Source organism: Rothia sp. HMSC069C10, from assembly GCF_001812205.1.
Taxonomy (GTDB): Bacteria; Actinomycetota; Actinomycetes; order Actinomycetales; family Micrococcaceae; genus Rothia; species Rothia mucilaginosa.
Map to the genome: position 1 here is coordinate 90,250 of NZ_KV808290.1, position 25,585 is coordinate 115,834.

Sequence of the window (25,585 nt, forward strand, 5' to 3'; positions counted from 1 at the left end):
TTCCTTCATCAGGTGTCAGCAGGTATAACGGCGGGTATAGCAAAGGGGAGCCGAGAACAGCACAATGTGCTTGTTTCTCAGCTCCCCTATAGCTTCATAAGACTCTCAGCTGTGCAACGCCTATGCGTTCACAGCCGGGCAGACTACTTCAGGAAGTCAGGGACGTCCAGGGTGTCGCGGCGAGCCGGAGCTTCCTCCACAACCGGGGGAAGGTCAACGTCGAAGCCAGCAGCGCCGGTGGAAGCCGGAGCAGCAGCGGGTGCGTTGTAGCCGTAGCCGTTAGCAGCCGGAGCGGTGGAACCGCCGAAGGATGCCTGGGTGCGCTGAGCCTGAGTAGCCGCAGCAGTGGAAGCGTTGGAGTTGGTCTCCGGGTTCACTGCGTCGAAGCCAGCAGCAATCACGGTCACGCGAGCCTCATCGCCCAGTGCGTCGTCAATAACCGCACCGAAGATGATGTTTGCGTCGGGGTGAGCAACTTCCTGAACCAGGCGTGCAGCCTCGTTAATCTCGAACAGACCCAGGTCGGAGCCACCCTGAATGGACAGCAGAACGCCGTGTGCACCGTCGATGGATGCTTCCAGCAGCGGCGAAGCGATAGCCAGCTCAGCTGCCTTCACGGCACGGTCCTCACCGGATGCCGAGCCGATACCCATCAGAGCCGAACCAGCACCCTGCATGACGGACTTAACGTCAGCGAAGTCAAGGTTGATCAGGCCGGGGGTGGTGATCAGGTCGGTAATGCCCTGCACACCGGAGAGCAGAACCTGGTCAGCGGACTTGAATGCGTCCAGCATGGAGACGTTGCGATCCGAAATCGACAGCAGTCGGTCGTTCGGAATAACGATCAGGGTATCAACCTCATCGCGCAGAGCAGCGATACCGGTCTCAGCCTGGTTGGAGCGGCGACGGCCTTCGAAGGTGAAGGGGCGGGTCACCACACCAATGGTCAGAGCGCCGAGGGAGCGGGCAATACGTGCCACGACGGGTGCGCCACCGGTACCGGTGCCACCACCCTCACCTGCGGTCACAAAGACCATGTCTGCGCCCTTGAGGACTTCCTCAATTTCCTGCGCGTGATCCTCGGCTGCCTGACGGCCAACCTCGGGGTTTGCGCCCGCGCCAAGACCGCGGGTCAGCTCACGACCAACGTCCAGCTTAACGTCTGCATCGGACATCAGCAGAGCCTGAGCGTCAGTGTTGATAGCAATGAACTCAACGCCGCGCAGACCAACCTCAATCATGCGGTTGACTGCGTTGACGCCACCGCCGCCGATACCAACGACCTTGATGACTGCCAAGTAGTTCTGGGGAGTTCCAGCGTCCATGTATTCCTCGATTGTTCCGTGTTCCAGCTTCGGAAGACCCGCAGCTTAATCTAAGCCTGAAGGTTTCCTCTAAAGAATGACTTTATCTGCTAGGATACCAAACTGTTTTTGTCGGTTCCTAGTCACACAGCGCAATTACCCCCTCTTTTTGCGGATTTCACACAAAAAGGGAGGATAAAGCGCCTGAATGGTTCCCCTAACGGGTCACCGGTACGCGCGGGGCAGACACGTCATAGACGGTCACCTTCTGCGTCTGTGCCTCGGAGGAGGTCTCCTCCTGGGCACGCTTAGCAATAGCCTGGCGCAGGGAGAGCAGGACCTTAGCCTTCAACTCACTCTCTTCAGCGGTTCCCCACTGCACCGTAGTATTATCCCTCAAGGTTAGAGTGATACTTGAGGTTGACGTAGCGCCGGCTTCCTTAACCTGAGCTAGAAGCTCAGAGGGCATCGCCGAAAGCGCGGTAGAAATAGTGCGGAACTCAGCCGAAGTCTGCGGGTCATCACCGCTGAAACGAACCAGCGGCACCGACGTATCGGGCTGAGTTGCCGACTCCAGAAGGCTCACACCATCACTATCAACAGTATGGTACGTATCGCCCTGCTTCACAACCGCAACCGCGGTACGCTCCTTCAGAGTCACCACCAGCTCATGCGGCGGACGGCTCTCCACCTGCACGCTACGAATCACATTATCCTGCCCGATCAGCTCACGCACCTTCTTCTCATCGATGCGAGTGAGCGGAACGCCGCGCAGAGGCTCAAGCTTCTGCTCCACCTGGGTGGTTTCCAGCAGGGACGTGCCGCGCACCGTGATCTTCTGAGTCGCCAACAGGGGCGAGAAGAAGACCAGCACCACATACAGCACCGCGATAATAGCCAGTGCCGAGACGGTGTACAGCAGCTTACGGGCACGAGTCAGAGGCGCACGCTCCTTACGGGGGCGCTCCTCAGCACGCAGACCGTCCAGACCCGGATCCTGACGCAGACGCTCACGGTGAGCCTGACGGCTCGCACGCTCGCGCTCCTTCTCAATCTCCGCTGCACGCTGCTGCTCACGCTCGGCACGCCAACGACCAAAACGGCTCGCGGGACGAGGCTCTTCAACAGCCTTCTCCCCCGCCTTATCGGCGCTTTCTTCAGCTTTCTGAGCGGCAGACTCTTCGCGAGATTCAGCAGAATCGGCAGAAGACTTCTTATCAGAACTCTTCTGAGCAGCCTTCTGATCGGCTACTTCCTTTTCTGCGCTCTTCACCGACTGCGAGGATGCAGTCTGAGCAGATGCACCCTTGGCGGATGAAGTCTTCGACGAAGAATCCTCAAACGCCTCAACATCAAACAGCTCGGGCGCATGCTCAACCTCAGACACGGTACGACCGGTCATCAGCGCAGAACGCACCGAATCCTTCAAAGACTGTGCTGAAGAATGAACCGCCGCAGCGCTCTTGGACGCCGAAGAATCAGCACCGTTCTGACTGGGCGACTTATGCACCACCGGCTTACGCGGCATGTGTCGCACGGAGCTCGAAGACTGAGTAGCGGAAGGCTGATTAGCGGCAGACTGCGCACCAGAAGGCTGAGCAGAAGCCTCCGAGGATGCAACCTCGACAGGCTTCACGGCGTCCACAGACTTCATAGCTTCCGAGGGCTTTGCAGTCCCAGTAGCTTCTGCGCTCTTCACAACCTGAGGCTGGGTGGCCTGCGGCTGAGTCAGCTGAGACTGCGCAGATTCAGCCTGCACAGACTCAGATTTCTTAGCCTCAACCTGCGCATTCTCAGCTACCTGCTGGGCGCGCAAACGAGCACGCGAACGCGGAGCCTTCGGCGCGCGCGAGGAGGAATGCCCCTCCGAAGAGAGACCAGAACTCATCGGCACAGCCTAAGCCTCCGACTTCTTCGACTCGCCACCGTGACGGATTTCCAGGGACTCCAGCAGACGCGCACCCAAAGCGGTCACATCGCCAGCGCCAACGGTCATCACAATATCGCCAGCCTGAGCGCAGGTCACAATATCCTCAATAGCGTCCTCAGCGGTAGCGTAACGAACCTCAGAGAAACCAGCACCGGTAATCAGCTCACTAGTCACACCCTCAATCGGCAGCTCACGAGCCGGGTAAATATCCAGCACATGAGCACGGTCAGCCATCGACAGAGCCTCAGCGAACTCCTTCGCGAACTCGCGAGTACGAGAGAACAGATGCGGCTGGAAAATCACGTACAGGTTGTGGCCATCAGCCACGGTACGACCGGTCTCCAGAGCACGGAACACCTCGGTCGGGTGGTGCGCATAGTCATCAAAGACCTTCACGCCCGCAACCTCACCACGCAGGGTGAAGCGGCGGTCAGCACCCACAAACTCAGCCAGAGCGCGAGCAATATCGGCAGCCTCGTAACCAGAAATCAACGCCGACGCAAAAGCAGCCGAAGCGTTCAACTGGTTATGAATACCCGGCACCTTCAGCGCAAGATCCTGCTCACCCTCATAACGCACGCCACGGCATTCAAACGACCAGGACAGGTGCGACGACGAGGAAGAACCAGCGCTGGTAATCTCACTAATACGCAAGTCAGCATCCGCCGACTCACCGTAAGTCACCACGGGCACACCCGCCGCACGAGAACGAGCAGCCAAATCAGCCGCGCCCGCATCATCAGCACAGGTCACCACAACACCGTTAGGTGCCAGCGAACCCACAAAACGGTTGAACGCCTCAAAGACACGCTCATCCGTCTCGTAGAAATCCAGGTGGTCCGGCTCAACATTCGTCACCACAGCAATAGCCGGGCGGTAACGCACAAACGAGCCGTCCGACTCATCAGCCTCAGCCACAAAAATCGACTCCGGGCCCTGAGCACCCAGGTGCGCGTTCGTGCCGCGACCAGCAATCACAGTACCCACCGCAAACGACGGGTCAGCACCCAGCTGATCAAACATCACAGAAATCATGGAGCTGGTCGTGCTCTTACCGTGAGTACCGGCAACAGCAACCACCTGAGACTCACCCATCACGGCGGCAAGAGCCTCAGAACGATGCAGCACACGCAGACCCTGCGCACGAGCGGCAACAAGCTCCGGGTTATCCTCACGAATCGCGGTAGAAATCACCACGGTATCAACATCCACAATGTTCTCAGCCTGCTGAGGAACACCCACACGAGCACCCGCAGCACGCAAAGACTCAATAGTAGCCGACTCCGCACGGTCAGAACCGCTCACCGTCACACCAGCCTGCAGCATCAGAGCGGCAATAGCGCTCATACCCGCGCCACCAATACCGATGAAGTGCACACGGCCCAACTCGCTCATCTTCGCACGCTCAGGGAACGGCGGGTTCAGCGGTGCAGGCAACACCATCTCAAGATTCATCAATTCAGTCATTACTTCTCAGCTGCCTTCAATACTGCTTCAGCCATAACGCTCGCCGCGTCACGGATACCAAGTTCATACGCCGCAGCGCCCATGCGCTCCAGCTCCTCCGGATTCGCCATAAGAGCCGGAATCTCACGGGCGAACCACTCACCGGTGACCTCTGCATCCTTCACCAGCAGAGCCGCAGACGACTCCACCAGAGAACGAGCATTCAGAGCCTGCTCACCATTACCAATAGGAAGCGGCACAAAAATCGCGGGAACACCCACAGCGGCAACCTCACTGACGGTCGCCGCACCCGAACGCACCAGCAGAAGATCAGCGGCAGCATACACATCCTGCATGCCGTTGCTGAACTCAATCTGACGGTAATTCGGCGCACTCAGCGGCTCACCATTCTCATCCAGAACAGCCTTACCCTTACCGGTAATGTGCAGAATCTGGAAGTCCCACTCCGCAAAGTGGTCACGGCACGCCGCCACCGCATTATTCAGACTCAACGCACCCAACGAACCGCCGGTCACAATCACGGTCGGCTTCTGCGGGTTCAGGCCCAGGTTACGGCGAGCCTTCGAACGGTGCGCCTCACGGTTCAGGTAGGCAATCTCATCCTTCATCGGCATACCCACCAGGGTCGCGCGCGGGAAAGGAGTATTAGGGAACGCCACACCGGTGAACTTCGCAAACGTGCCACCCAGGCGGTTCGCCAAACCGGGCTTCGCGTTCGCCTCATGAATCACCACGGGAATCTTAGCGCTCAACGCCGACAGATACGCCGGCGGGCACACGTAGCCGCCCACACCAACAACCACATCCGCATCTGCTTCCTTGAGGATGCGGCGGGTCTTCGACAGACCACCAAAGAACTTAGCGGGGAAAGCCAAAGCGTCACGGTTAATGCTACGAGGGAACGCCGCACGAGGAATAAACTCAATATCGAAACCAGCTGCCGGAACCAGCTCGGCTTCCATCTTGTCCGCAGTGCCCAGCATCAGAATCTTAGCGTTCGGCTCAAGATCACGAACCGCACGCGCAATCGCGAGCATCGGATTAATATGACCGGCGGTGCCACCACCGGCGAAGACTATAGAGGGCGCCTTCTTCGTCATAGGTCTTTCTCCCAACACATCGGTACAGCATCATTTTACGCTATCGCACCTGTTCAATAGAGCGCCCCCGCCATTGAGCTATGACTCAACGGCGAGGGCGTTATCTCTTATTCAGCGCATATTCATCACGGGTAGAGGTGCGAACCGCAGCTCACTTCCCCGATTGCCAGCCCCCGATATGCAGGCTTCGCGGAGCGGGTTCCGCGGGGTTTAGCCCTGCTTGCGGGTGCCGCGCTGAGCCGAGTTCCGAGCCGCGCCCTGAGCCGGACGCTGCGCCTGCTGAGCGCTGTTCTTCGGAGTACCCTTTGCCTGGGTGCCCTGTCGCGGCGCTGCCTGACGTTGAGCGCCCTGTCGAGGATTACCCAGTCGCTGGGCACGACGCTGACGGTCCTCCGGATGCAACGGCTGCAGACCCGCAGGTAGCGAACCCGACGGACGGTGCTGTGCGCTACGGGGCTGAGCGCCACGAGGCTGCTGCACTCGCTTCTGCGCGGCGGGCTGCTGAGCGGTACGAGGCTGAGCAGCAGGCTGCTGAGCGGTACGGGGCTGAGCAGTACGAGGCTGAGCAGGCTTACCCTGTGCCGCTCGAGCAGAGGCAGTACTCTTCTGGGCAACACGAGCCTGCTGACCGGTACGAGGCTGAGCGGGAGCCTTCTGCGGAGCTGCCTTCTTCGGTGCAGGCTTCTGCGGGGCAGGTTTCTGCGAGGCCTTCTGTTTCTGAGCTTCAGCCTTCTGCTCCGCCTTCACACGGGCAGCTTCCTCACGAGCCAGACGTGCCTCCTCACGAGCACGACGAGCCTCTTCTCGAGCCTGCGCCGCCTCCCGGCGAGCCTGTTCCTCCTCGCGACGAGCCTGCTCCCGAGCCTGGCGCTCCTGCTCCTTCCGCTGCTCACGAGCTATACGAGACAACTCACGCTGCTGATCCGGCGCAAAACCCAACCAGCGGCGCAACGTACTCTCCGGACCGAAAACAACCTTCAAAGGATTATGTTCCTTCATCAGGTGGCCACCGGCAGCCGCACGAGCTGCCTCCTCCTGATTCAGCACAATCTGCAACGGCGTACGACGCTGCCAATCAGCATTCGCACGACGAACCTCACGCACGCTCTGAGTCTCAATATTCGACGGTGCCGTCGCGCCACGCAACGGAGTCTGCCGCGCAAACGCCAACAACAAACCCGCCGCAAACAACGAAGACAACAGCGACGAACCACCATAGGAGACAAACGGCAGAGGCACACCAATCACCGGCAAAATACGGGACACCATGCCCATATTGATAATCGCCTGAGAAGTCAGCCAAATCATGATGCCGCCCGTAGCCAAACGCACCAGCGGGTCAGTAGTGCGCAGCATAATACGCACCGCACAATACACCAGGCCCGCATACAGCAGCAGAACCGCCAGCGTACCCAGCAGGCCCAGCTCCTCACCAATAATGGCGAAAATATAGTCGTTATGCGCCTCAGCCAAGTAGTTGTACTTCTGACGCGACTGGCCCAGGCCAACACCCAAGAAGCCGCCGGTCGTCAGCGCCACCTCACCAGAATTCGCCTGGTCACAGTTAGCGTTCGTGCACGAGCCCCAAACACCGAAAATACGAGCCACACGGTTCGCGCTACTGAGAACGCCCACCAGCGCCAACGCCGCAAACGCGCCGCCAATCTTCAGCAGCGAGCTACGAGAAGCGCCCGCCAGCCACATCATGCCCACAAAGATGAAGCCGTACACCATGGCGGTACCCATATCACCGCCGAGCATAATCAGCAGCACCAGGGCACCCACACCATAAATCGAGGGGAACAGAGTACGCCAAATACTGCGAGAAATATCGCCGTGGCGGCTGTACACCCATGCCAGCCACATAATAATCGCCAGCTTCGAAAACTCCGACGGCTGAATCTGCACGCCGCCGGGGAATTTCAACCAGTTACGGTTACCGTTCACCTCAACGCCAACGACCACCACAGCAAGCTGCATGACCAACGCGGCAATCAGCATCGCGTTCACCACAAACTTCTTGTGGTAGACACCCACCGGGATGCGCGTAATACCCGCCATCGCAATCACGCCAAGAACCAAGAACATGACCTGCGACGAAACCTGCGAGAACGGCGACTGGCCCTGAGAAATCATGGTGACGCTCGAGGCCGACAGCACCATAATGCAGCCAAAAATAGCCAGACCCAGGGTCGTCACCAGCAGCATCACCGGCACATCCCACAGGTCAGCCTTCAAACCACGACGGTACAGCCTACCGGCACGAGCACGGAACGGCGCTGAGAAATCCTCCAAACCGGCTCGCAAAGACGCCCAACGACCACTCGTAGTCGAACGCGCTGAAGAAGCCGAACGCTCCGAAGATGCGCTGGTACTCACATGCCCTCCTATAGGCCTCAACTGCCACGGATCCGTCGTGGCGAATACACGAAAAAGGTTCAGGGGTGGGACACCGTTACCATCCCACCCCCGAGAAGAACCCGCAGAAAGCACCCCGGTTACCCGAGACGCCCCTGCAGGCAACGTCCTAAGAGTCTGCCAGCTGGGCGGCAACAGCGTTCGCAAACGCATCACCGCGCACCGCATAATTCTTGAACTGGTCCATCGACGCAGACGCGGGAGCCATCAGCACGGTATCCCCCGGATGCGCCAGCTCAGCAGCCTTCGCAACGGCCGCGTTCATCACGGCAACGCCGTCCGAAGAATCAGCCACAGCGGCGGTCATATTGCAGGTCGGAACCTGCGGAGCGTGGTTAGCCAATGCCGACTTCAACGCCGCAGTATCGGTACCGATAATCAGCACAGCCTTCAGACGCTGCGCGTGGGCAGCAATCAGCTCATCGTACTCAACGCCCTTCGACAGGCCGCCAGCAATCCACACCAGCGAGGGGTAGCCGCTCATCGACGCGTTCGCGGCGTGAGGATTCGTAGCCTTCGAATCGTTCACCCACATGATGTCGTTCGCGTAGCCCACCAGCTGGTTGCGGTGCGCACCGGTCTTGAAAGAACGCAGGCCCGCGCCCACAGCCTTCGGGTCAATATCAGCCGCACGGCACAGCGCCGCAGCCGCCAGAGCGTTCTCCACGGTGTGCTTCGCAGGCATCTTACCGGGAGCCGGAGCCAAATCCTCCAGAACCGCCAGCTCATACGCCTCGTTGTAACGGTTCTTCAAGAAGGCGCGGTCCACCATAATGTCCTCAGCCAGGCCGAGCATCGACACGGCGGGCATCTCAGTGGAGCTGAAGCCAATCGCGCGAGCGCCCTCAATAACGTCCGCGTTCTCAACCATGCGCAGGGTGTCCACATGGTCGGTGTTGAAGATGCAGGCAACCTGAGTGTGCTCGTACACGCGAGCCTTATCAGCCTTGTAACGCTCGAACGAACCGTGCCAGTCCACGTGGTCCTCAGCAATGTTCAGAACCACCGAAGCGTACGGGGACAACGAATGGGTCCAGTGCAGCTGGAAGCTGGACAGCTCCACCGCGAAGAACTCATAGGGCTCATCATCGGCAATGGCGTACACAATCGGCATGCCCACGTTGCCTACCTGAATAGCCTTCTTGCCGGCAGCCTTCAGGACGGAATCGACCATACCCACGGTAGTGGTCTTACCATTCGTACCGGTCAGGCACAGCCACTTGGGGGTCGGCAGGCCACTACGCTCGTTTAAACGCCATGCCAGCTCAACATCGCCCCAAATCTGGATACGACGCTCATAAGCGTCCAGCATGACCGGGTGGTCGGGACGCACGCCCGGAGAGGTAACCACAAGCTCGGGTTCCTGACCGTCTACCAGGGGCAGGGCACGCATGTGCTCGGGACCGAACAGGCCCTCAACCGGGCCGTACGCGTTCTTGTAAATCTCGATGCGCTCACGCTTCTCCGGAGTATCCGCGCCGTCGATGACAACGATCTTCGCGCCCAGCTGGGCAAGCACGTCGGTCACAGCGTCGCCGCTGGTGCCCATACCCACCACGACCACGCGCAGGTTAGCCCAGGGGGCGCCCCAGTGAGTCAGTTCCGCGAGGCGCTCGTTCTCATACACCGGGTTCACCGCAATAGCGGCGGCGTTCGCTTCAATGCGAGCTGTATCCGGCTGTTCATTAGTTGACATTAGTGAATCACTCCAGAAGTCTGCGAGAACCAGTCACCGAAGAACAGCGCCAGGGCGACGAGCACGCAGAGGGCATTAACAACCCAGAGGCGGAACACGGAGTTCACTTCGCCGCTGCTGACGGTACCGGGGGCAATGCCTCGCTTATCAATTGAGTACTTGCCGTTGACGCCGACCTTCTCCATGTGATGGTGGAAGGGGGTCATACGGAAGTAACGGTGCGCGTGTAGGGGCTTCTCCCCCGCTGCCACCGAACGCTTACGGCTGGTCTTGAACACGAACTTCTGCACAATCACAGAGAACACTTCCAGCACGGGAATCAGAGCGATAACCAGCAGAAGCAGCTCGGTGCGGGTGAACAGCGCGAAAGCAACCATTGCGCCGCCCAATGCCAGGGAGCCGGAGTCGCCCATGAAGATCTGTGCCTTCGACACGTTCCACCAGAGGAAGCCAGCCAGCGAACCCACCAGGGAAGCAGCAATCAGCGCCAGCGAGCCGGGGTCGCGCACATCGTAGCAGGCGGTGCCAGCGCCAGCGGAGCAGGCGTGCACGTACTGCCAGATGCTGATGGTCAGGTAGCCGGAGAAGATGGTCATCATGATGCCGCCAGCCAGGCCGTCCAGACCATCGGTGAAGTTCACCGCGTTCGTACCGGACAGGGAGATGAGGGTAATCCAACCAACCAGCAGGATGGAACCGAAGACCGCACCCGCCGCGAACAGATCAATAGGCAGGTCACGCACGAAGGAGATAGCGGTCGACGCCGGACGAGCACCCGACTCATTCGGGAACTGGAACGCCAGGTACGCAAAGGGCAGGGTCACGCCCAGAAGACCAATGGTCTTCTGTTTCTCGGTCAGACCCTCGTTGCCCTTATTGCGGAACTTCATGATGTCGTCCGCCGCGCCCACACCGAGCATGCCCAGGGTGAAGGCGATGGTCAGCCACGCGGTAGCGGTCGGTACCGGCGCGGTTCCGAAGAGCAGGGCGCTCACCGCCAGGGTCAAGAAGTAGGCGAGAATCGCCGCGGGGATGAAAATCAGACCCGCCATGGTGGGGGTGCCCGCCTTGTGCTGGTGGGCTGCCGGGCCTTCCTCACGGATGAGCTGGCCAAGCTTCAGAGACTTCATCTTCTTGATGAACACCGGCAGCGCGGTGAGGGAGATGAGGAATCCGAAGATTCCAGCAATCAGCACGGTAATCATAAAGCGCTACCCTTCGTTCGTGGTCTGTTCGGTCGAAGTACGGTCGCCATTAGCGGTACCGTCCAGGTGAGCGGCAAGGTGGTCGCTCAAATCGGTGGTTTCAACAAAGTCACCGGCAGAAAGCCAGGTCGGTGCCTGCTCTTCCTCAGCGCCGAAGGTGTACTCGGCGAAAGCAACCTGGTCACCCAGAATGCCCAGCTTCGCGCCGTTCGAGGACTTGAAGAGCACAATGTCGCCGGGGTGAACCTCGGCGCGCAGGATCTGCTCTGCCTCTTCCGGGGTCTTCACCCAGGTCGCCTCATTACCCCAGGAGCCTTCCAGATGAGCAGCGTTGTAGATGGGCTTCGTCTCGTCGCCCACAGCAATCAGCTTGGAAATGTTCATGCGCACCACGAGGCGGCCGATGCGGTCGTGCTCCTCCACGGAGGCGTCACCGAGCTCCAGCATGGCGCCCAGAACAGCCCAGGTGCGGTGCGGCTGACCAGTCGCAGGGTCAACGGTGCGGCCCAGCTGCGCCAGAGTGCGCAGTGCAGCCGCCATCGACTCAGGGTTCGCGTTGTAGGCGTCGTTAATGACGGTCACGCCATCAGCGCGGTCGGTGCGCGCCATACGCCACTTCGAAGCCGCCGCCGCCTTGTTGAGCGCGCGAGCAATCTTCTCACCCGAAATACCGCTGTTGTAGGCGATTGTCGCAGCAGCCAGCAGGTTGTGCACGTGGTGCTCACCGATCAGCTGCGAGGAAATCTCGTACTCGCTACCGTCGGGCAGGCGCAGAGTGAACTCGGGGCAGCCAGCGTCGGTGGTGCGCAGGTTCAGCGCCGCCACGTAGCGTTCGTAGAGCTGGCCGTTCGCGTCGGTCTTCTCGCCCACGCCAAAGTAGGTAATGGGTGCAACCGAACGCGACGCCATGCGCAGCACGCGCTCATCGTCAGCGTTCAGCGCCAGGGAACCGGTCGGCTGAACGCCCTCAGCCAGCTCGCCCTTGGTGCGCTCAATATTGTCCACGCCGCCGAACTCGCCAGCGTGCGCGGTACCGACCTTCAGGATTGCACCGTGATCGGGGTGCGCAATATTCGCCAGGTACTCGATGTTGCCCACACGGTCCGCACCCATCTCAATGACCAGGTAGCGGGTGGACTCATCCGCACGGAAAACGGTCAGGGGCACGCCCACCTCACTGTTGTAGGAGCCGACCGGGGCAACGGTCGGGCCCTCCGGGGTGAAAATGGCGGCAAGGAGGTCCTTGGTGGTGGTCTTACCGGCAGAACCGGTAATACCGATAACGGTCAGCTCACCCTGAGCGCGCATCTGCTCAATGGAATAGCGCGCCAAATCGCCCATCGCCAGCACCACATCGGGCACCTGGATGCTCGGGTAGGGCACGCCCTGCTCGTCGAGTACTTCACGCTCGACCAGCGCCAGGGTCGCGCCCCTCTCAAACGCCATGGGGATGAACCTGTGACCGTCAGTGACCGCGCCAGGCTTCGCAACGAACAGGGTACCGGTCTGCACCTCACGGGAGTCGGTGGTGGCGAAGTCTGCGTACACCTGCTCCTCACGGCCCTCCAGGCCGATAGCGGTGCCGCCGGTTGCCTCAATAATCTGGGCGGCGCTGAGCTTAATCATTCTTCACCATACCTTCAGCGGTCTTAGAGTCACTTTCTTCGAGCATGCGCTGGTAGTCAGGCAGAATCTCGAAACCGTGCGCACGCAGGGCACGGGCGGTTTCAACGCGGTCGTCCAGGGCGATATCCACGCCGTCAACATCCTGTTCGGTTTCATGGCCGCGGCCAGCAATCAGGATGGCGTCATGCTCGCCCGCCAGGGCAATTGCCGCATCAATAGCGGCGGCACGCGGAGAAATATTCAGGATCTGGGTGGCTCGGCGGTTCTCAGCCTTCTGCGCGCCCTCCTCAACGGCGGCACGAATCGGCTCGGGCGCCTCACCGTGCGGATCGTCATCAGTCACAACCACAATATCTGCATACTGTGCCGCAATCGCACCCATAATCGGGCGCTTGAGCTGGTCACGCTCACCGGTCGCACCGAAAACAATCATGACCTTGCCGTCGCCGGGGCGATCCATCGCCTCCAGGGCACGGGTCAGACCGTCAGGGTTGTGGGCGAAGTCCACAATCGCGTGCGGAGCCAAAGAAATTAGCTGCATACGACCCGGCACCACCGGAGTCAGAGCCGAACCGGACGCCAGCTCGGGCAACAGACGCTCACGCTCAGCGGAGTCAGTGTCCAGGTACGCCATGAGCGCCGCCAGCGCAGCATTCGAAACGTTAAAATCAGCGGGCAGACCGGTGTAGCATTCAACGCTCTCACCGGCACCGTTAGCCACGTGGAAGCGGTGGCCCAGGCCCTCACGCTGAACCTTCACCACAGCCCAGTCGCGGGCACCAAACTCTGCGGGTACCTCAGCCAGACCGGCACCGCGAGCAGTCACCAGACGGTGCACCTGCTGCGCACCCATCTGCTCGCAAGCGGCGGAGAACATCTTCTCGCCCCACTCGTCATCAGCAGTAATCACAGCCAGCTCGGCACGTTCGGGAGTGAACAGCTGAGCCTTCGATTCGAAATAATGCTCCATGGTGCCGTGCAGATCCAGGTGGTCCTGGGTCAGATTCGTAAAGCCTGCAACCGCGTACTTCACACCGTCCACACGGTGGTAATCAATCGCGTGCGAAGACACCTCCATCGCCGCGCAACGCACCTGTTGCTGACCCATAATCGTCAGCAAAGAATGCACGTGAGGAGACTCCGGGGTGGTCATCTTCGAAGGAACCGACACACCATCAATCAGAATCTGAATAGTGCCAATCAGACCGGTCTTCACCCCCAGACCGGTGCGGAACACCGACTCCAGCATGTAGGTGGAGGTGGTCTTACCGTTCGTACCGGTCACAGCATAACGGTGAGTGGCGGGGAACGACGCCGAACCATAAATCAGCGCAGCCAACGGACCCACGTACTCGCGGAGGTTCTCCGTCACCAGGACAGGCACCGGCGCCTCGCCCAGCAGCTGCGCACCGGCAGCATCCGTCAAAATAGCGGAAGCACCCAACTTCAACGCAGCCTCAGCAAACTGTGCGCCGTGTACCTTCGCACCGGGCAGAGCCACGTACAGGTCCTGCGGACGCACGCCTCGGGAGTCCATGCTGATACCGGTGACCTCAACGGATTCAGAGCTCTGAACACCGTTAGCCGGCTGGGAGCTCACCTGAGCACCCAGGCCCTGCAGATGTTCGCGAAGGTGCGCCAAACTCACCGGGCGCACAGAATTCGGGCGCAGAGTCTGAGCGTCGCCGCCCAGCAGGTTCTGGCCGGGTGCGTGAGATGCGATATCCATCGTCCTTCTTTCCTCTCCGCTGTCCGAAGCGGTGAGCTCTGTATGGTCAATGCGCTCAAGGCACACAGGGTCATTCAATATTCTACGGTCTTTAGGCTTCGACAGGTATTCAGTACCGGCGCTTCTCCATCACTAATCAGCTACCGGGCGCCTCTCCCCCGCTCGCCTTTAGCTCGTCTTATTGGGGCTATCCTCAGCAAAAAGCGGAATCAACTCCGGTTCACCGGTAGAACGCGGCACATTATAGGTGTGCAGAGTCTTCTCCATAATCTTGGAGAACTCAGCCGTCGTACCGTTCGCACCCACGCTACCCTCAGGACGCTGCATGGTCACCGCCACCAAGAACTGCGGGTTCTCAATCGGCGCCACACCAATAAAGGACGTCGTGTTGCCGTCGTAGCCGCCCTTCTCACTCGGAGTTTCCGCAGTACCGGTCTTACCGCCCACGCGGTAGCCGGTCACCTTCGCCGGACGGGCGTGGCCTTGCTCCACCACATTCTCCATGAGAGTCAGGCAGGAAGCGGCAGTCTCCTCGCTGACCATGCGTTCGCCAGGCTCTACGGCACGCTTATGTTCGGTACCGTCGGCGTCAATGATCGCGTCCACAATGCGCGGCTTCAGACGAACGCCCTTATTGCCCAGCGCCTGGAAAATCATGGCGGTCTGCAGCGGAGTCTGCGCAACACCCTGACCGAACAGCACAGTGTACTGCTGACGGCCATCCCAATCACGCCAATCAGCGATTATACCCTGCTCCTCACCGGTCAGCTCAATGCCGGTAAACTCGCCGACGCCGTACTTCTTCAACCAGTTGTAGCGCTCTTCCTTGCTGAGCTTCTGACCGACCAGCACCGTACCGGTGTTCATCGAGTCATGAATAATGCCCGAGAAAGTACGCCGCTGCGCCCCGTGCTCAAACGCATCCTTGAAAGTCTGGCCGTCAATCGTGAGGGTCGCGGGCACGTCATACACGCTCGTCGGGGTGGTCAGGCCCTGCTCAATCAGCGCCGAAGCAGTTAGCATCTTCTCGGTCGAACCGGGCTCCACGTTCTGCGAAATAGCGCGCGGAGTCATATCCGCCGCATCCTCAATGGTTGCCGCACCCGGGTCCATCGTAGAGGAATCAGCGAGAGCCAAAATGGAGCCGTCACGCACATCCATAACAATGGCGGTACACCATTCAGCCTTCAGCTCCTCAGCGCGAGCACGTACCACCTGCTGCGCAAAATACTGCACATCACGGTTAATGGTCAGACGAATATTCTTACCGTCCACCGCCAGGCGCTGCTCTTCCTTCGCCACGGGGATACGCACACCATCAGCACTAATCTCGTAGGTGCGCTCACCGGGGGTACCGGCAAGCTCCTTCTCAAAGACACGCTCAATGCCCACCGAGAAGTTACGGGACACCGTGCCACCCTTGCCGTTGCCGTCAGCCTCTTCAACAATGTTGTACTTGCCGACCACGGAGCCACCCACACTACCGTTGGGGTACAGACGCTGGGAGAACGCCTCACCGTAGATAAAGGGCGCACCCAGAGCATCAATCTTATTGAAAATTTCCGGGGTGATATTTGCCTTAATCACCGAGTACTTGGAGGTGCCGTCCAGCTTGGACTTGATGAACTCGTCGGTAATGCCCGGGTCAACGGTCTTGAGAATATCGACCATCTCGTACACCAGCTGGTTGGGGGTGACCTCAATCTTCTGGGTGCGGTCCTCGTTGTAACGCTTGAAGGTCGCCACGGCGCTCTGATCTGCGGTCAGATTATAGCGCTGCACAGTACGCGCCATGACATTGCCGTTGATATCCAGAATCTGGCCGCGCACAGCAGGCAGCACCTGGGAGCGCAAACGCTTCTGACGGGACGCATTCGCCACCGCACCGGGATCAAAGCCCTGGCGGATAAACAGATTCGCACCAATGACGCCCAGAGCACAGGTGGCAGCGGCGCCGGCGACAAAGCCACGGCGGGTCAGGTCCGGCTGACCGGATGCCGATTCGTTCGCGTTCTTACGCGCGTCGGAGCTCATGCGGTGGTCCTTTCGCTGGTCTAGTCTATCGGTGATGCTACGCATCCTGTGGTCAATATTGTTTATCGTGCAACCTGGCTTGCCGCGGGGCTAGCTGCGGGCTGCTGAGCGGCGCTCGGTGCGGCGGAAGCAGCCGGGCTAGCAGGGGCGCTATTCGCCGGTGCGGGGTTGGCCTGCTGAGCGGGGTTGGCCTGCTGGGCGGGGTTAGCCTGCTGCGCGGGGCTTGCCGAGGCGCTTGCAGATGCCTTTGCCGTAGCGCTCGCCTGGCTGTGTCGCTGCTGAACAGACTTGTCAGCATCCACAATGCCCTTGGCGTAGCTTTCTTCCGAACCCGCTGCCGGCGGCGAAATCAGGTTCTCCTGCTTGGATCCTTCAATACCGGTGGGGCTTGCAGCCGGGGCGGGGGTGCCCTCAATCGTGGAAGTCTGCAGGTTCAGGGTCGCCTGCGAAGAGCTCACAAACATGCCCAGGGTACTGGCGCGTATCGCCAAATCCTGCGGGGCTTCCTTGAAACCAATCTCCTGCTGCAGCGCCTGGTTCTCCTGCACGAGGCGCTGTTCCTGCGCGCGCAAATCCACCATGTCGTACTGTCGGGTCACAATCAGCACGTTAAGCAGCAGAATAAAAATCAGGGTCAGCGGAATTGCCGCAAAAACAGCGAGCATGGTGGGCGGGCTGAGCTTACGGGCTCGGCGGCGCACAGTGGACAGCGGGTTACGCTGCTTGGGCTTCGTTTCGCGTGCTTCTTCGGTGCGTGCTGCCGCACGGACGCTCGAGGGAACACGGCTCGCGTTCGTTGAGGTGCGCTTACCACCGTGAGATGCGGCGGTGCTGACGGGGCGGACCACCGGCTGGGAGGCGGTGACCGGCTCCAGACGCGCGGTGCGAGTGCGACCGGAGTGGGCGCGAGTGGAGGCGCGGCTCGCCCCGGTAGAGCCGCCGGTAGAGCCAGTAGAGGATGCGCGGGTAGAGCCAACGGCGCCGGGGGTGCCGGCTGCAGGGCGCGAGGAACCGGCGCGTCGACTCCGCGGGGCGCCCTGGGTGCGGGTGGGGCGCGGGGATGCGTGCTGGGTGCTCACTCTTCTTCGCTTTCTATTCTTCTACTTGGCGGGGATGCGGATCTTCTCGGCGGCGCGCAGCTTGGCGCTGGCGGCGCGAGAGTTCTGTTCGATTTCCTCGTCGGTAGGCGGTTCGGCGCCGCGGGTAATGATTTTGACGGTGGGCTTGTGCTCTTCAAGCTCTACCGGGAAGCCCTTGGGTGCCTTGGAGGTTGCCTCTGCGGCCAGTGCCCTCTTGACGATTTTGTCTTCGAGGCTGTGGTAGCTCATGGCGACGAATCGACCACCGAGGTTGAGCGCCTCCAGGGCTGCCGGTACGGCGCGTTCGAGGGCTTCCAGTTCGTGGTTCACTTCGATACGCAACGCCTGGAAGGTGCGCTTGGCGGGGTGACCGCCGGTGCGCTGCGCGGCGACGGGCACAGCCTTCTGGATAATGCGCACGAGCTCACCGGTGGTTTCCAGGGGCGTGTTGGCGCGGGCGGTGCAGATGGCGCGGGCGATACGCGATGCGAACTTCTCTTCGCCCCAGTTGCGGATAATGCGGCGCAGCTGGTCTTCGCTGTATTCGTTGACGACGATGCGGGCGGTGAGCTCGTCTTCGGAGTTCATGCGCATGTCCAGGGGAGCGTCGTAGGAGTAGGCGAAGCCGCGGGTGCGTTCGTCCAGCTGCATGGAGGAGACACCCAGGTCCATCAGGATGCCGTCGATGCCCTGCACGCCGGCAGCTTCCATGGCGCGGTCAATCTCATCGTAGACGGCGTGGACGGGTACGAAGCGGTCACCGAAGCGTGCCAGACGCTCACCGGCGATGGCGTGTGCCTGCAGGTCGCGGTCAATGCCGATCAGCACAAGGTTTTCGAAGCGTTCAAGCAGCGCCTCGGAGTGGCCACCCATACCGAGGGTGCCGTCAATAACGTAGGCGGTGCCGCGCTCCTCGACGGCGCGTTCAATGCCGGGTGCCAGCAGGTTAATGCAGCGGTCCAGCATGACGGGCACGTGGCGTTCGCTGGCTTCACGCTGGGAGAGGTTCTCAATGGATGCGCCGGGGGCCTTGGCGGCAGTACCGGAGTCGGTCGTACCGGTTTCGGGGGCGTGTTCTACGCTCATGGGTGCTCCTGTGAGAGTTTGTCCTGCGGGAAGGCTTACGGAAGAGTGGTGCGGGTGCTAGAGATGCCGGGGCGGTAGCCGTCGCGTCGGCGGGATGCCGGTTAGAGCAGCGGGCTGAACGGGTCCTCGTCGAGGGAGGCGAATTCAGCTTCGGTGCGGGCGAGGTATTCCTCCCAGGCGGCGGCATCCCAGATTTCTGCGCGGGTACCGGATCCGATGACGACGAGGTTGTCGGTCAGTCCTGCGTATTGGCGCAGTATCGGCGGGATGGTGATGCGTCCCTGCTTGTCGGGCAGTTCGTCTGAGGCTCCGGAGAGGAAAACTCGCAGGAAGTCTCGGGCGGCTCGTCCGGGCAGGGGCGCGGTGCGCATCCGTTCGTGGATGCGTTCAAATTCTGCGGCGGGGAAAACGTACAGGCATCGTTCTTGACCGCGGGTCAGAACGAGGCCTGCTGAGAGTTCCTCACGGAATTTGGCGGGAAGGATGATGCGTCCTTTGGCGTCCATTCGTGGTGAGTAGGTACCTAAGAACATTCACTTCACCTCCCCGATGTGTGCCCCTGACGTGTGCCGATGTGCTGAAGTCTGCGGGAGCGGGGTTGCTCCACAATCCTGCAGGTGCCGGTGGCGGGGTGTGCCGGACCGGTGCCTCCGCCGCGTGTTTGAGGGCACGACGATAGGACTGACTTTCAGCTTTCCCCTCCACTTTACCCCACTTTCCACCACCCACCCCACCCGGCAGAGCATCTTTTAGTGTTTTTATGCTCTCTCCTGCATTTTTAACGCTGACGCACAGCTTCTACACAGCTTCGGGCGTGTCCGCTCAGCGTAATACCCTCAGCATGCCTGCCATACCCCGGCTCAAGTAAAGGCTCAATAACAGGGCAAGCTTCAGGAATCGGCGTGACCCGTCTACCAGCTTTCATAAAGCATCCACGCTTCACTATTTCGGGCATAGAAAAAGCGGAAGGTAAGAGAATTCTTACCTTCCGCCTGTGAAGTCTTGATGAAGTCTTGGGTCCCTAGAGAGTACGGATACTCGCCTAAGGAAAAACTGCTGGGAAAAACTATTGCACCAAAGCAGTACTAGAACTGGCCGTTATTGCGTTCGTCCCAGCGGTCCTCCAGACGATTCATGAAGGAGGAACGCTCCTTCTGCTCGCGCTGACGCACGCGAGCTGCGCCCTCTGCCTTACCGCCGAGGAAGGAGTCGACCGGGGTCTTCTTGCTGGTAGTCGCAAAGTACACACCACCGGCCGCGAAGAGGAAGCCAAATACGCCCAACCAAATCATGTTAGATGCGACCGCGCCAATAATGATGCCCAGGCCGATGAGAACGAAGAGAATACCGAGAGCCAAATGGCGAGCACTAAAAACCGGCGCAGTATTGCCGGTTGAAGACATGGAGGAGGCAAAGTGCGGGTCCTCATTGCTCATGAGTTCTTCGAGCTGGTCCAGAACCTTCTGTTCACGCTCGGACAGTGCCATCGTTTTCTCCTTTGAGGTGTCGCTACTCAAGATGACGTCGGTATCAGCCGGGTTAGCTAGTGCATCAGCTGGCGCGGTGGGCGCTTCTTCCCGCTGGATGTTTCCGGTCGTATGTTTCCCATCGTACCGCGCGGGGTGGGGTTGGCGCATTCTTTTTTCGGACAGAAGCTCTTTATGACCTCTTTTCGTCAATGCTCTTCTCGGGCGCGGTAACTCCGGAGGCTGGCTTGAGGCTTTCCTGTGAGTACTTACGGTGAATCGCGTCCATGACGTGCTCAACCTCGGACCATCTGCCGCTCTTCACGAGGCGGGCAGCAGACCCCGAGTGAGCGCCAGCTCCCGAGCGAGTACCGTTCTGCGGGCTATTGTCCGCTCCCCCGCCGCCTCGTTGTGGGGAGGCAGTTTGTGCGGACCGTGAGCTTGCCGCGTTCTCGATGGCATCAAAGAGGGTCTGCTGCACCCCGTCTTCGGCGCGGGCGAGTTTTTCGGCGCGCACTCCGATGAGTCGCAGGGCGCGTGGCGCCTCCTGACCCACCAGAATTTCATCTGCTCGCAGGGCTTCCAACGCCAGGGAGGCGATCTGCATGCCGGAGTCCACGGGCACGTTTAGTGGGATAGCGCGGGTGTGCGTTTCGAAGGTGCTGTAGCGGATTTTGAGGCTGAGCCCTCCGGCGAGTTTCCCCGCGGATCGCAGGCGCTTTCCCAGCTTGAGACTCAGCTCCCGAATAGCAGCGCTCACCTCCTGGGCATCGGTCGTATCCGTCTCGAAGGTGTGCTCGCCACCCATGCTTTTCTCTTCGCGCTCGGTGATCACGGGGCGTTCGTCAATGCCGCGCGCCATGGCCCAGAGGTGCTCGCCCTGGGCGGCACCGAAGCGTTCTTTGAGCCAATCCAGGCTCATGGACCTCATCTGGGCAATGGTGTGAATACCGTATCGGGAGAGCTGCTCGGTACTTTTCGCACCCACTCCCCACAGGTCGGAGACTTTTCTCGGGTCAAGAAATTCTTGAACGCGCTCGGGCGGAATGACCCACAGCCCGTTCGGCTTACTACCGGTGGACGCCATTTTGGCGAGTAGTTTATTGGGCGCCACCCCCGCGGAGGAGGGCAGGGAGAGCTCCTGCGCGATGCGGTCGCGAGCGCGCTGCGCCAGGGCGACGGGGTCTTGGCCGTGCAGGTAGGCGCCGGTGAGGTCTACGAAGGCTTCATCCACGCTGACCTGCTCAACGTAGGGGCTCAGGTCGTGAAGGATTGCCATGACGGCGCGGGAGTAGTGGCGGTAGTCGCCGCGCAGCGGCAGGACGGTGGCGTTGGGGCTGAGGTTTCGGGCGCGGCTGAGCGGCATGCCGGAGCGCACTCCGTGGGCGCGTGCCTCGTAGGAGGCGGAGCATACGACCGAGCGGGGACCCAGGGGCGCCACGATAATGGGCTCACCGCGCAGAGCGGGGTTTTCGAGGAGTTCGACGTTGACGAAGAAGGCGTCCATGTCCAGGTGCATAATGACGCGGCCCCTCCTTGCGCCGCTGTTCTTGCAGGTTCGCGTCTGCCCCATGTCGCCTCCTCTCATAGCTTCTACGCCCACCCACCAAAAATATAGCACATTTCTACGAATACTAGGGGTAATATATCGTAAACGTGTTCGTAAATGCGTTCTCTCAGGCTTTTCTCCACTAAGCTAGAAGAAGTGCACACCGCACGGCATCAGGACCGTACACAGCAACCATCAGCGAGGATAGTATGACTCCCCCTTCTCCTTCCGGAGCACCCACTCTCCAGGCGACCGAGAGCCTCACCGTAGCGGCACCGAATATCCCGGCGGATTCTGCGCACCTCGCCGAGCGTATTGCTGAAGAGCAGCGAGCCTACCTGCACGCTTTTGACACTCTCATGGCTGAGTTTTTTACCCGCCAGCGCGAGCTACTCGAGGGCATTTCTTCTGAGACTCTACCCCTGCTGGAGGCTATTGAGTCCCTCTCCACCGGCGGCAAGCGCCTGCGTGCCCTGTTGAGCTACTGGGGTTGGCGAGGTGCCGGCGGCGCACCCGTAACCGAGAACCGCGCATCCTGGTCTATTGTGAAGGCCGGCATGGCGGTGGAGCTGTTCCAGACCTCCGCGCTGATTCACGACGACATTATCGACCGCTCCGATACCCGCCGCGGCGCTCCCTCCGTGCACAAGCGTTTCGAAGCGGCGCACGAGCAGAATAGTTGGCGCGGTGATGCTTTCAACTACGGTCTGACCGGCGGTATTCTTGCCGGCGATCTGACCCTGGCGTGGTCTGCCGAGGTTTTCGCATCCCTGGGTGAGGGAGCGATTTATGGCGCCCCTGCGCGCACTATTTTTGACCGGATGCGCACCGAGGTTCTAGCGGGTCAGTATCTGGATGTCTACTCCGAGGTTCTCGAAACCGAGGACGCTCAGGCGGCTCTGCAGCGTGCCCTGAACGTGATTCGTTTCAAGTCCGCCAAGTACTCGTGCGAGCACCCCTTCACGATTGGTGGTGCTCTGGCTCTGCAAGCTGCCGCGCTGGAGAGCGGTGCCGGTGCCGTGAGCGAGCAGCACCCGGTACTTGCCGGCTACCGTGCGTTCGGCCTGCCGCTGGGTGAGGGCTTCCAGCTGCGTGATGACGAGCTGGGCGTCTTCGGTCAGCCCGAGGTAACCGGTAAGCCCGCTGGCGATGACCTGCGTGAGGGTAAGCGCACCGTGCTGGTGGCACTCACCTCCGCCGCTATTTCTGAGAGCGATGCGGCACTCCTGCACGATAGCCTGGGCAACCCCGAGCTGAGCGATGAGCAGGTGGAGCGCATCCGCGACCTGATGGTTTCTTCGAGCGCTTTCGCCAAGCATGAGCAGCTGATTGAGCAGAAGGCTCAGGCTGTGTTTGAGGCACTGGAGGCGATGAACCTGGACGAGCTGACGCATGCGGCACTGACCGATATCGTGGGCCGTGCCCTGCGTCGTAAGGCGTAGAGGTTCAACACAGTTAGAACGTTAAACAAGTTGAGGCGGCATACCGAAGTATGCCGCCTCAACGTATTTAGCTATAGTTCTGAGCCGCTATTACCAAGCCAGTGCCTGCGCACGGCGACGGATCTCAGTCTTACGACCGTCAATCAGCGCGTCGATGGGACGGCCGGGCAGGGACTCGTCGCTGGTGTACAGCCACACGATAGCTTCTTCATCGCTAAAGCCGGAGTCCTTCAGGACAGCGAGGGTGCCCTTGAGGGATTCGAGTACTCGCGAACCGTTCATGAACAGTGCGGGTACCTTGCGCACGTTGGTTTCCGGATCGCGCAGAGCGATGAGCGTACCGTCAGAAATCAGGTTGTGAACGCGGGTCACCTTCAGGTCGAGTGCCTGCGCAATTTCGGGGATAGTTACCCAATCGCCGACGAGGGCGAAGGTCTGAGCAATATTTTCGTTAGTCACCTTTTAAGAGTGCCAGAGCTGACACGTATTTACCACTTTTGACCCGCCGCAGGCTTTGGAGCCTTGCCATATATCTTTCGTTCTTGTGCCCTGTCCGTTGTTCTTGCGGTGGAGTCGGGTCCACCGGCACTTTGTAAGAATTCGCTGAGTGTTCACCTGCCCGGCGCCCTTTGGCATCGCTTCTGCCCAGGTGGGCGGGCTAAAATGTTGAGACGTATGAATACTCCCAGCCCACGCCGGATTTCTCCTGTGAACCCTCGTTCTTCTGCAAATACTCCTGTTCCTCCCGCCACTCGTCCCGCTGCCCCGGATACCGCTATTGGTTCTTCGCAGTGGCTCAGTGGCGCCATTATTGAGGGTCACTACCAGGTGGGTTCGCTTATTGGCCGCGGCGGCATGAGCGAGGTGTATTATGCGCTGGACCTGTGGTCGAATAACCCGGTTGCTCTCAAGGTTCTCTCCCCCGCTTTGGCTGAGGATGCAGCGAACCGTCAGAAGTTCCACCGTGAGGAGCGCTCGATGCGCCAGGTGGGTGGCGGCGGGCATACGGTGGGCGTGATTTCGTCGGGTACCGAATATTTTTCGGGCCAGATGGTCATGTATATCGTGCTCGAGTACGTGCACGGTTGTACGCTGAGCCAGCTGCTACGTGTGCGTAATGCGCTGTCTCTGGGTGAGGCTCTGGATATCCTCATTCCGGTGGTGGAGGCGCTCTCGGAGGTTCACGCGAACCGCTACCTGCACGGCGATATCAAGCCGGGCAATATTCTTCTCGACGCTAACGGCCAGGTGAAGCTCACGGACTTTGGTCTTTCCCGCCGTGACGATCAGGTGGATGCGGGCGCCCCCATGGGCACCCCCGCCTACGTGGCGCCGGAGGTTCTGGATCCGAAGGTGAAGGTCGGCGCGCAGGCTGATATTTTTGCGCTCGGCGTGATGATGTACCGCATGCTTTCAGGTCGTCTGCCCTTTGTGGGTCTGGAGAATGACCAGCAGGTGCTCTACCACAACGCCAATATTGAGATGCCCGCGCTGACCGATGTCGCGCCGGGTGCGGACCGCGATATTGCGGGGCTGATTTCGTGGTGTACCCGCAAGCAGCCTCACGCCCGCCCGGAGGATGCGACCGAGCTGTTCACGGCTCTGCTGGAGATTTCTGAGTCGTTGGGTGAGTCTGAGCGTGCTTGGCGTGCCCCCTCGTGCCCGGAGCCGGAGCTTCCCCTTTGGGAGGCTGTTGCCGATATTGCGGAGCGTAGCGGTGCCGCGCAGATGGTGCGTAACACCCCGATTAGTGCTTTTAGCGATGCCCGCGATTTGCTCGCCTACGATGTCTACTCCCCCGACAGCCTCGTGTACGATGCTTCGACGGCGGGTCAGGGCGTGCACCTTGCCGACGTGGATGCTGAGGACTCCGTGCTCAACCGCCAGGGCATTCCGCCTCTGGTGAGTTCTGCCTCCGATAATGACTATTCTGACACTGATCAGGAGCAGGAAGATTCAAAGGGCAAATCCGGCAAGCGTGGTCTGGGCTCATTCATGAGCCGCCGTACCGCCGCGGCGAAGGGCCCGCTGACTCAGTCCGTTGGTATTGGCCCGCAGACGGAGCAGGAGTTCATCTCAGCTCATGGCGAGTACGCCCCAATTCATGCGGAGCGTTCGTTGAGTCCTTCCGGTACGCGTCGTTCGAAGTCTAAGGGAGCGGCGAGCGCGTCGGAGGCTTCACCGGCAGAGGAGGCCGCTTCTTCTCAGGAATCCGAGCAGTCTTCGCAGAAGGATCCTCGCCTACCCGCCAAGCAGTTTAGGACCCCGCCCTCGGGTATGGCGGTGGGCGGTTGGGCTCTGGCGCTGATTCTGCTGGGCATGGGTTCGAGCTTTACCGGTTGGTGGCTTGCGACCTCGCTGGTGCAGTCGCAGTGGTGGCGCAATATTGAGGCGTTCCTGACCTTCTAGTAGTGCTCCCCTACTCGAGCACTCCGTCCTCGTCTGTGCACTCTG

At 60.4% G+C, this 25,585-nt stretch carries 18 protein-coding genes; 2 read left to right on the forward strand and 16 right to left on the reverse strand.

Translation table 11 applies throughout. The features are described from left to right. Positions 1 to 143: 143 nt before the first annotated feature. The 15 genes from ftsZ to dinB form a co-directional block, all read right to left on the reverse strand. Entirely contained in the window at positions 144 to 1,325 is a 1,182-nt protein-coding gene (ftsZ, locus tag HMPREF2842_RS01130) for a cell division protein FtsZ (protein WP_005506541.1), read from the reverse strand. Positions 1,326 to 1,521: 196 nt separating this feature from the next. After that, entirely contained in the window at positions 1,522 to 3,192 is a 1,671-nt protein-coding gene (locus HMPREF2842_RS01135; RefSeq protein WP_246822816.1) for a cell division protein FtsQ/DivIB, read from the reverse strand. Between the two features lie 9 nt (positions 3,193 to 3,201). After that, the gene (gene murC, locus HMPREF2842_RS01140; RefSeq protein WP_070629518.1) at positions 3,202 to 4,701 is read right to left on the reverse strand and encodes a UDP-N-acetylmuramate--L-alanine ligase; all 1,500 of its coding nucleotides are present in this window, start codon (positions 4,699 to 4,701) and stop codon (positions 3,202 to 3,204) included. Then, positions 4,701 to 5,801: an undecaprenyldiphospho-muramoylpentapeptide beta-N-acetylglucosaminyltransferase gene (gene murG, locus HMPREF2842_RS01145; RefSeq protein WP_070629519.1), complete on the reverse strand. Its 1,101-nt coding sequence runs from the start codon at positions 5,799 to 5,801 to the stop codon at positions 4,701 to 4,703. Before murG ends, murC begins: the two co-directional genes overlap by 1 nt. A 210-nt stretch (positions 5,802 to 6,011) precedes the next feature. Then, positions 6,012 to 8,180, reverse strand: a complete 2,169-nt coding sequence (locus tag HMPREF2842_RS01150; protein ID WP_070641960.1) for a peptidoglycan glycosyltransferase FtsW — start codon at positions 8,178 to 8,180, stop codon at positions 6,012 to 6,014. A 148-nt stretch (positions 8,181 to 8,328) separates the two neighbouring features. Continuing rightward, entirely contained in the window at positions 8,329 to 9,915 is a 1,587-nt protein-coding gene (gene murD, locus HMPREF2842_RS01155; RefSeq protein WP_070641962.1) for a UDP-N-acetylmuramoyl-L-alanine--D-glutamate ligase, read from the reverse strand. Continuing rightward, entirely contained in the window at positions 9,915 to 11,120 is a 1,206-nt protein-coding gene (gene mraY, locus HMPREF2842_RS01160) for a phospho-N-acetylmuramoyl-pentapeptide-transferase (RefSeq protein WP_005507747.1), read from the reverse strand. Before mraY ends, murD begins: the two co-directional genes overlap by 1 nt. A gap of 6 nt (positions 11,121 to 11,126) precedes the next feature. Then, positions 11,127 to 12,746, reverse strand: a complete 1,620-nt coding sequence (gene murF, locus HMPREF2842_RS01165; protein ID WP_070641964.1) for a UDP-N-acetylmuramoyl-tripeptide--D-alanyl-D-alanine ligase — start codon at positions 12,744 to 12,746, stop codon at positions 11,127 to 11,129. After that, entirely contained in the window at positions 12,739 to 14,475 is a 1,737-nt protein-coding gene (locus HMPREF2842_RS01170) for a UDP-N-acetylmuramoyl-L-alanyl-D-glutamate--2,6-diaminopimelate ligase (protein ID WP_070641966.1), read from the reverse strand. Before HMPREF2842_RS01170 ends, murF begins: the two co-directional genes overlap by 8 nt. Positions 14,476 to 14,643: 168 nt before the next feature. Next, positions 14,644 to 16,509: a peptidoglycan D,D-transpeptidase FtsI family protein gene (locus tag HMPREF2842_RS01175; RefSeq protein WP_049362869.1), complete on the reverse strand. Its 1,866-nt coding sequence runs from the start codon at positions 16,507 to 16,509 to the stop codon at positions 14,644 to 14,646. Between the two features lie 62 nt (positions 16,510 to 16,571). Next, a complete protein-coding gene (locus HMPREF2842_RS01180; protein WP_070641968.1) occupies positions 16,572 to 17,588 on the reverse strand; it encodes a cell division protein FtsL in 1,017 nt (338 codons plus the stop codon). 21 nt (positions 17,589 to 17,609) lie between these two features. Beyond that, complete coding sequence (gene rsmH, locus HMPREF2842_RS01185) at positions 17,610 to 18,674, reverse strand: 16S rRNA (cytosine(1402)-N(4))-methyltransferase RsmH (protein ID WP_070641969.1); 1,065 nt, start codon at positions 18,672 to 18,674, stop codon at positions 17,610 to 17,612. A 101-nt stretch (positions 18,675 to 18,775) separates the two neighbouring features. Further along, entirely contained in the window at positions 18,776 to 19,207 is a 432-nt protein-coding gene (gene mraZ / locus HMPREF2842_RS01190) for a division/cell wall cluster transcriptional repressor MraZ (RefSeq protein ID WP_005507741.1), read from the reverse strand. A 552-nt stretch (positions 19,208 to 19,759) separates the two neighbouring features. Further along, a complete protein-coding gene (locus HMPREF2842_RS01195; RefSeq protein WP_005506566.1) occupies positions 19,760 to 20,161 on the reverse strand; it encodes a DUF3040 domain-containing protein in 402 nt (133 codons plus the stop codon). A gap of 172 nt (positions 20,162 to 20,333) precedes the next feature. Then, the gene (gene dinB, locus HMPREF2842_RS01200; protein ID WP_070641970.1) at positions 20,334 to 21,713 is read right to left on the reverse strand and encodes a DNA polymerase IV; all 1,380 of its coding nucleotides are present in this window, start codon (positions 21,711 to 21,713) and stop codon (positions 20,334 to 20,336) included. A 185-nt stretch (positions 21,714 to 21,898) separates the two neighbouring features. Between dinB and HMPREF2842_RS01205 the strand changes: the two genes are divergently transcribed. Further along, positions 21,899 to 23,131, forward strand: coding sequence for a polyprenyl synthetase family protein (locus HMPREF2842_RS01205; protein ID WP_070641971.1), 1,233 nt, complete (start codon positions 21,899 to 21,901; stop codon positions 23,129 to 23,131). Between the two features lie 90 nt (positions 23,132 to 23,221). Here HMPREF2842_RS01205 and HMPREF2842_RS01210 read toward each other — a convergent pair whose 3' ends face one another. Beyond that, positions 23,222 to 23,590, reverse strand: coding sequence for an Rv2175c family DNA-binding protein (locus HMPREF2842_RS01210; RefSeq protein ID WP_005506572.1), 369 nt, complete (start codon positions 23,588 to 23,590; stop codon positions 23,222 to 23,224). Positions 23,591 to 23,839: 249 nt separating this feature from the next. On the opposite strand from HMPREF2842_RS01210, the gene HMPREF2842_RS01215 reads away from it, so the two are divergent. After that, the gene (locus HMPREF2842_RS01215) at positions 23,840 to 25,540 is read left to right on the forward strand and encodes a serine/threonine protein kinase (RefSeq protein ID WP_246823127.1); all 1,701 of its coding nucleotides are present in this window, start codon (positions 23,840 to 23,842) and stop codon (positions 25,538 to 25,540) included. The last annotated feature ends 45 nt before the right edge of the window (positions 25,541 to 25,585 follow it).

Coding starts and splice junctions, on each gene's coding strand:
- ftsZ (WP_005506541.1), bottom strand. CDS start 1,325: ATGGACGCTGGAACTCCCCAGAACTACTTGGCAGTCATCAAGGTCGTT.
- HMPREF2842_RS01135 (WP_246822816.1), bottom strand. CDS start 3,192: ATGAGTTCTGGTCTCTCTTCGGAGGGGCATTCCTCCTCGCGCGCGCCG.
- murC (WP_070629518.1), bottom strand. CDS start 4,701: ATGACTGAATTGATGAATCTTGAGATGGTGTTGCCTGCACCGCTGAAC.
- murG (WP_070629519.1), bottom strand. CDS start 5,801: ATGACGAAGAAGGCGCCCTCTATAGTCTTCGCCGGTGGTGGCACCGCC.
- murD (WP_070641962.1), bottom strand. CDS start 9,915: ATGTCAACTAATGAACAGCCGGATACAGCTCGCATTGAAGCGAACGCC.
- mraY (WP_005507747.1), bottom strand. CDS start 11,120: ATGATTACCGTGCTGATTGCTGGAATCTTCGGATTCCTCATCTCCCTC.
- murF (WP_070641964.1), bottom strand. CDS start 12,746: ATGATTAAGCTCAGCGCCGCCCAGATTATTGAGGCAACCGGCGGCACC.
- HMPREF2842_RS01170 (WP_070641966.1), bottom strand. CDS start 14,475: ATGGATATCGCATCTCACGCACCCGGCCAGAACCTGCTGGGCGGCGAC.
- HMPREF2842_RS01175 (WP_049362869.1), bottom strand. CDS start 16,509: ATGAGCTCCGACGCGCGTAAGAACGCGAACGAATCGGCATCCGGTCAG.
- rsmH (WP_070641969.1), bottom strand. CDS start 18,674: ATGAGCGTAGAACACGCCCCCGAAACCGGTACGACCGACTCCGGTACT.
- mraZ (WP_005507741.1), bottom strand. CDS start 19,207: ATGTTCTTAGGTACCTACTCACCACGAATGGACGCCAAAGGACGCATC.
- HMPREF2842_RS01195 (WP_005506566.1), bottom strand. CDS start 20,161: ATGGCACTGTCCGAGCGTGAACAGAAGGTTCTGGACCAGCTCGAAGAA.
- dinB (WP_070641970.1), bottom strand. CDS start 21,713: ATGGGGCAGACGCGAACCTGCAAGAACAGCGGCGCAAGGAGGGGCCGC.
- HMPREF2842_RS01205 (WP_070641971.1), top strand. CDS start 21,899: ATGACTCCCCCTTCTCCTTCCGGAGCACCCACTCTCCAGGCGACCGAG.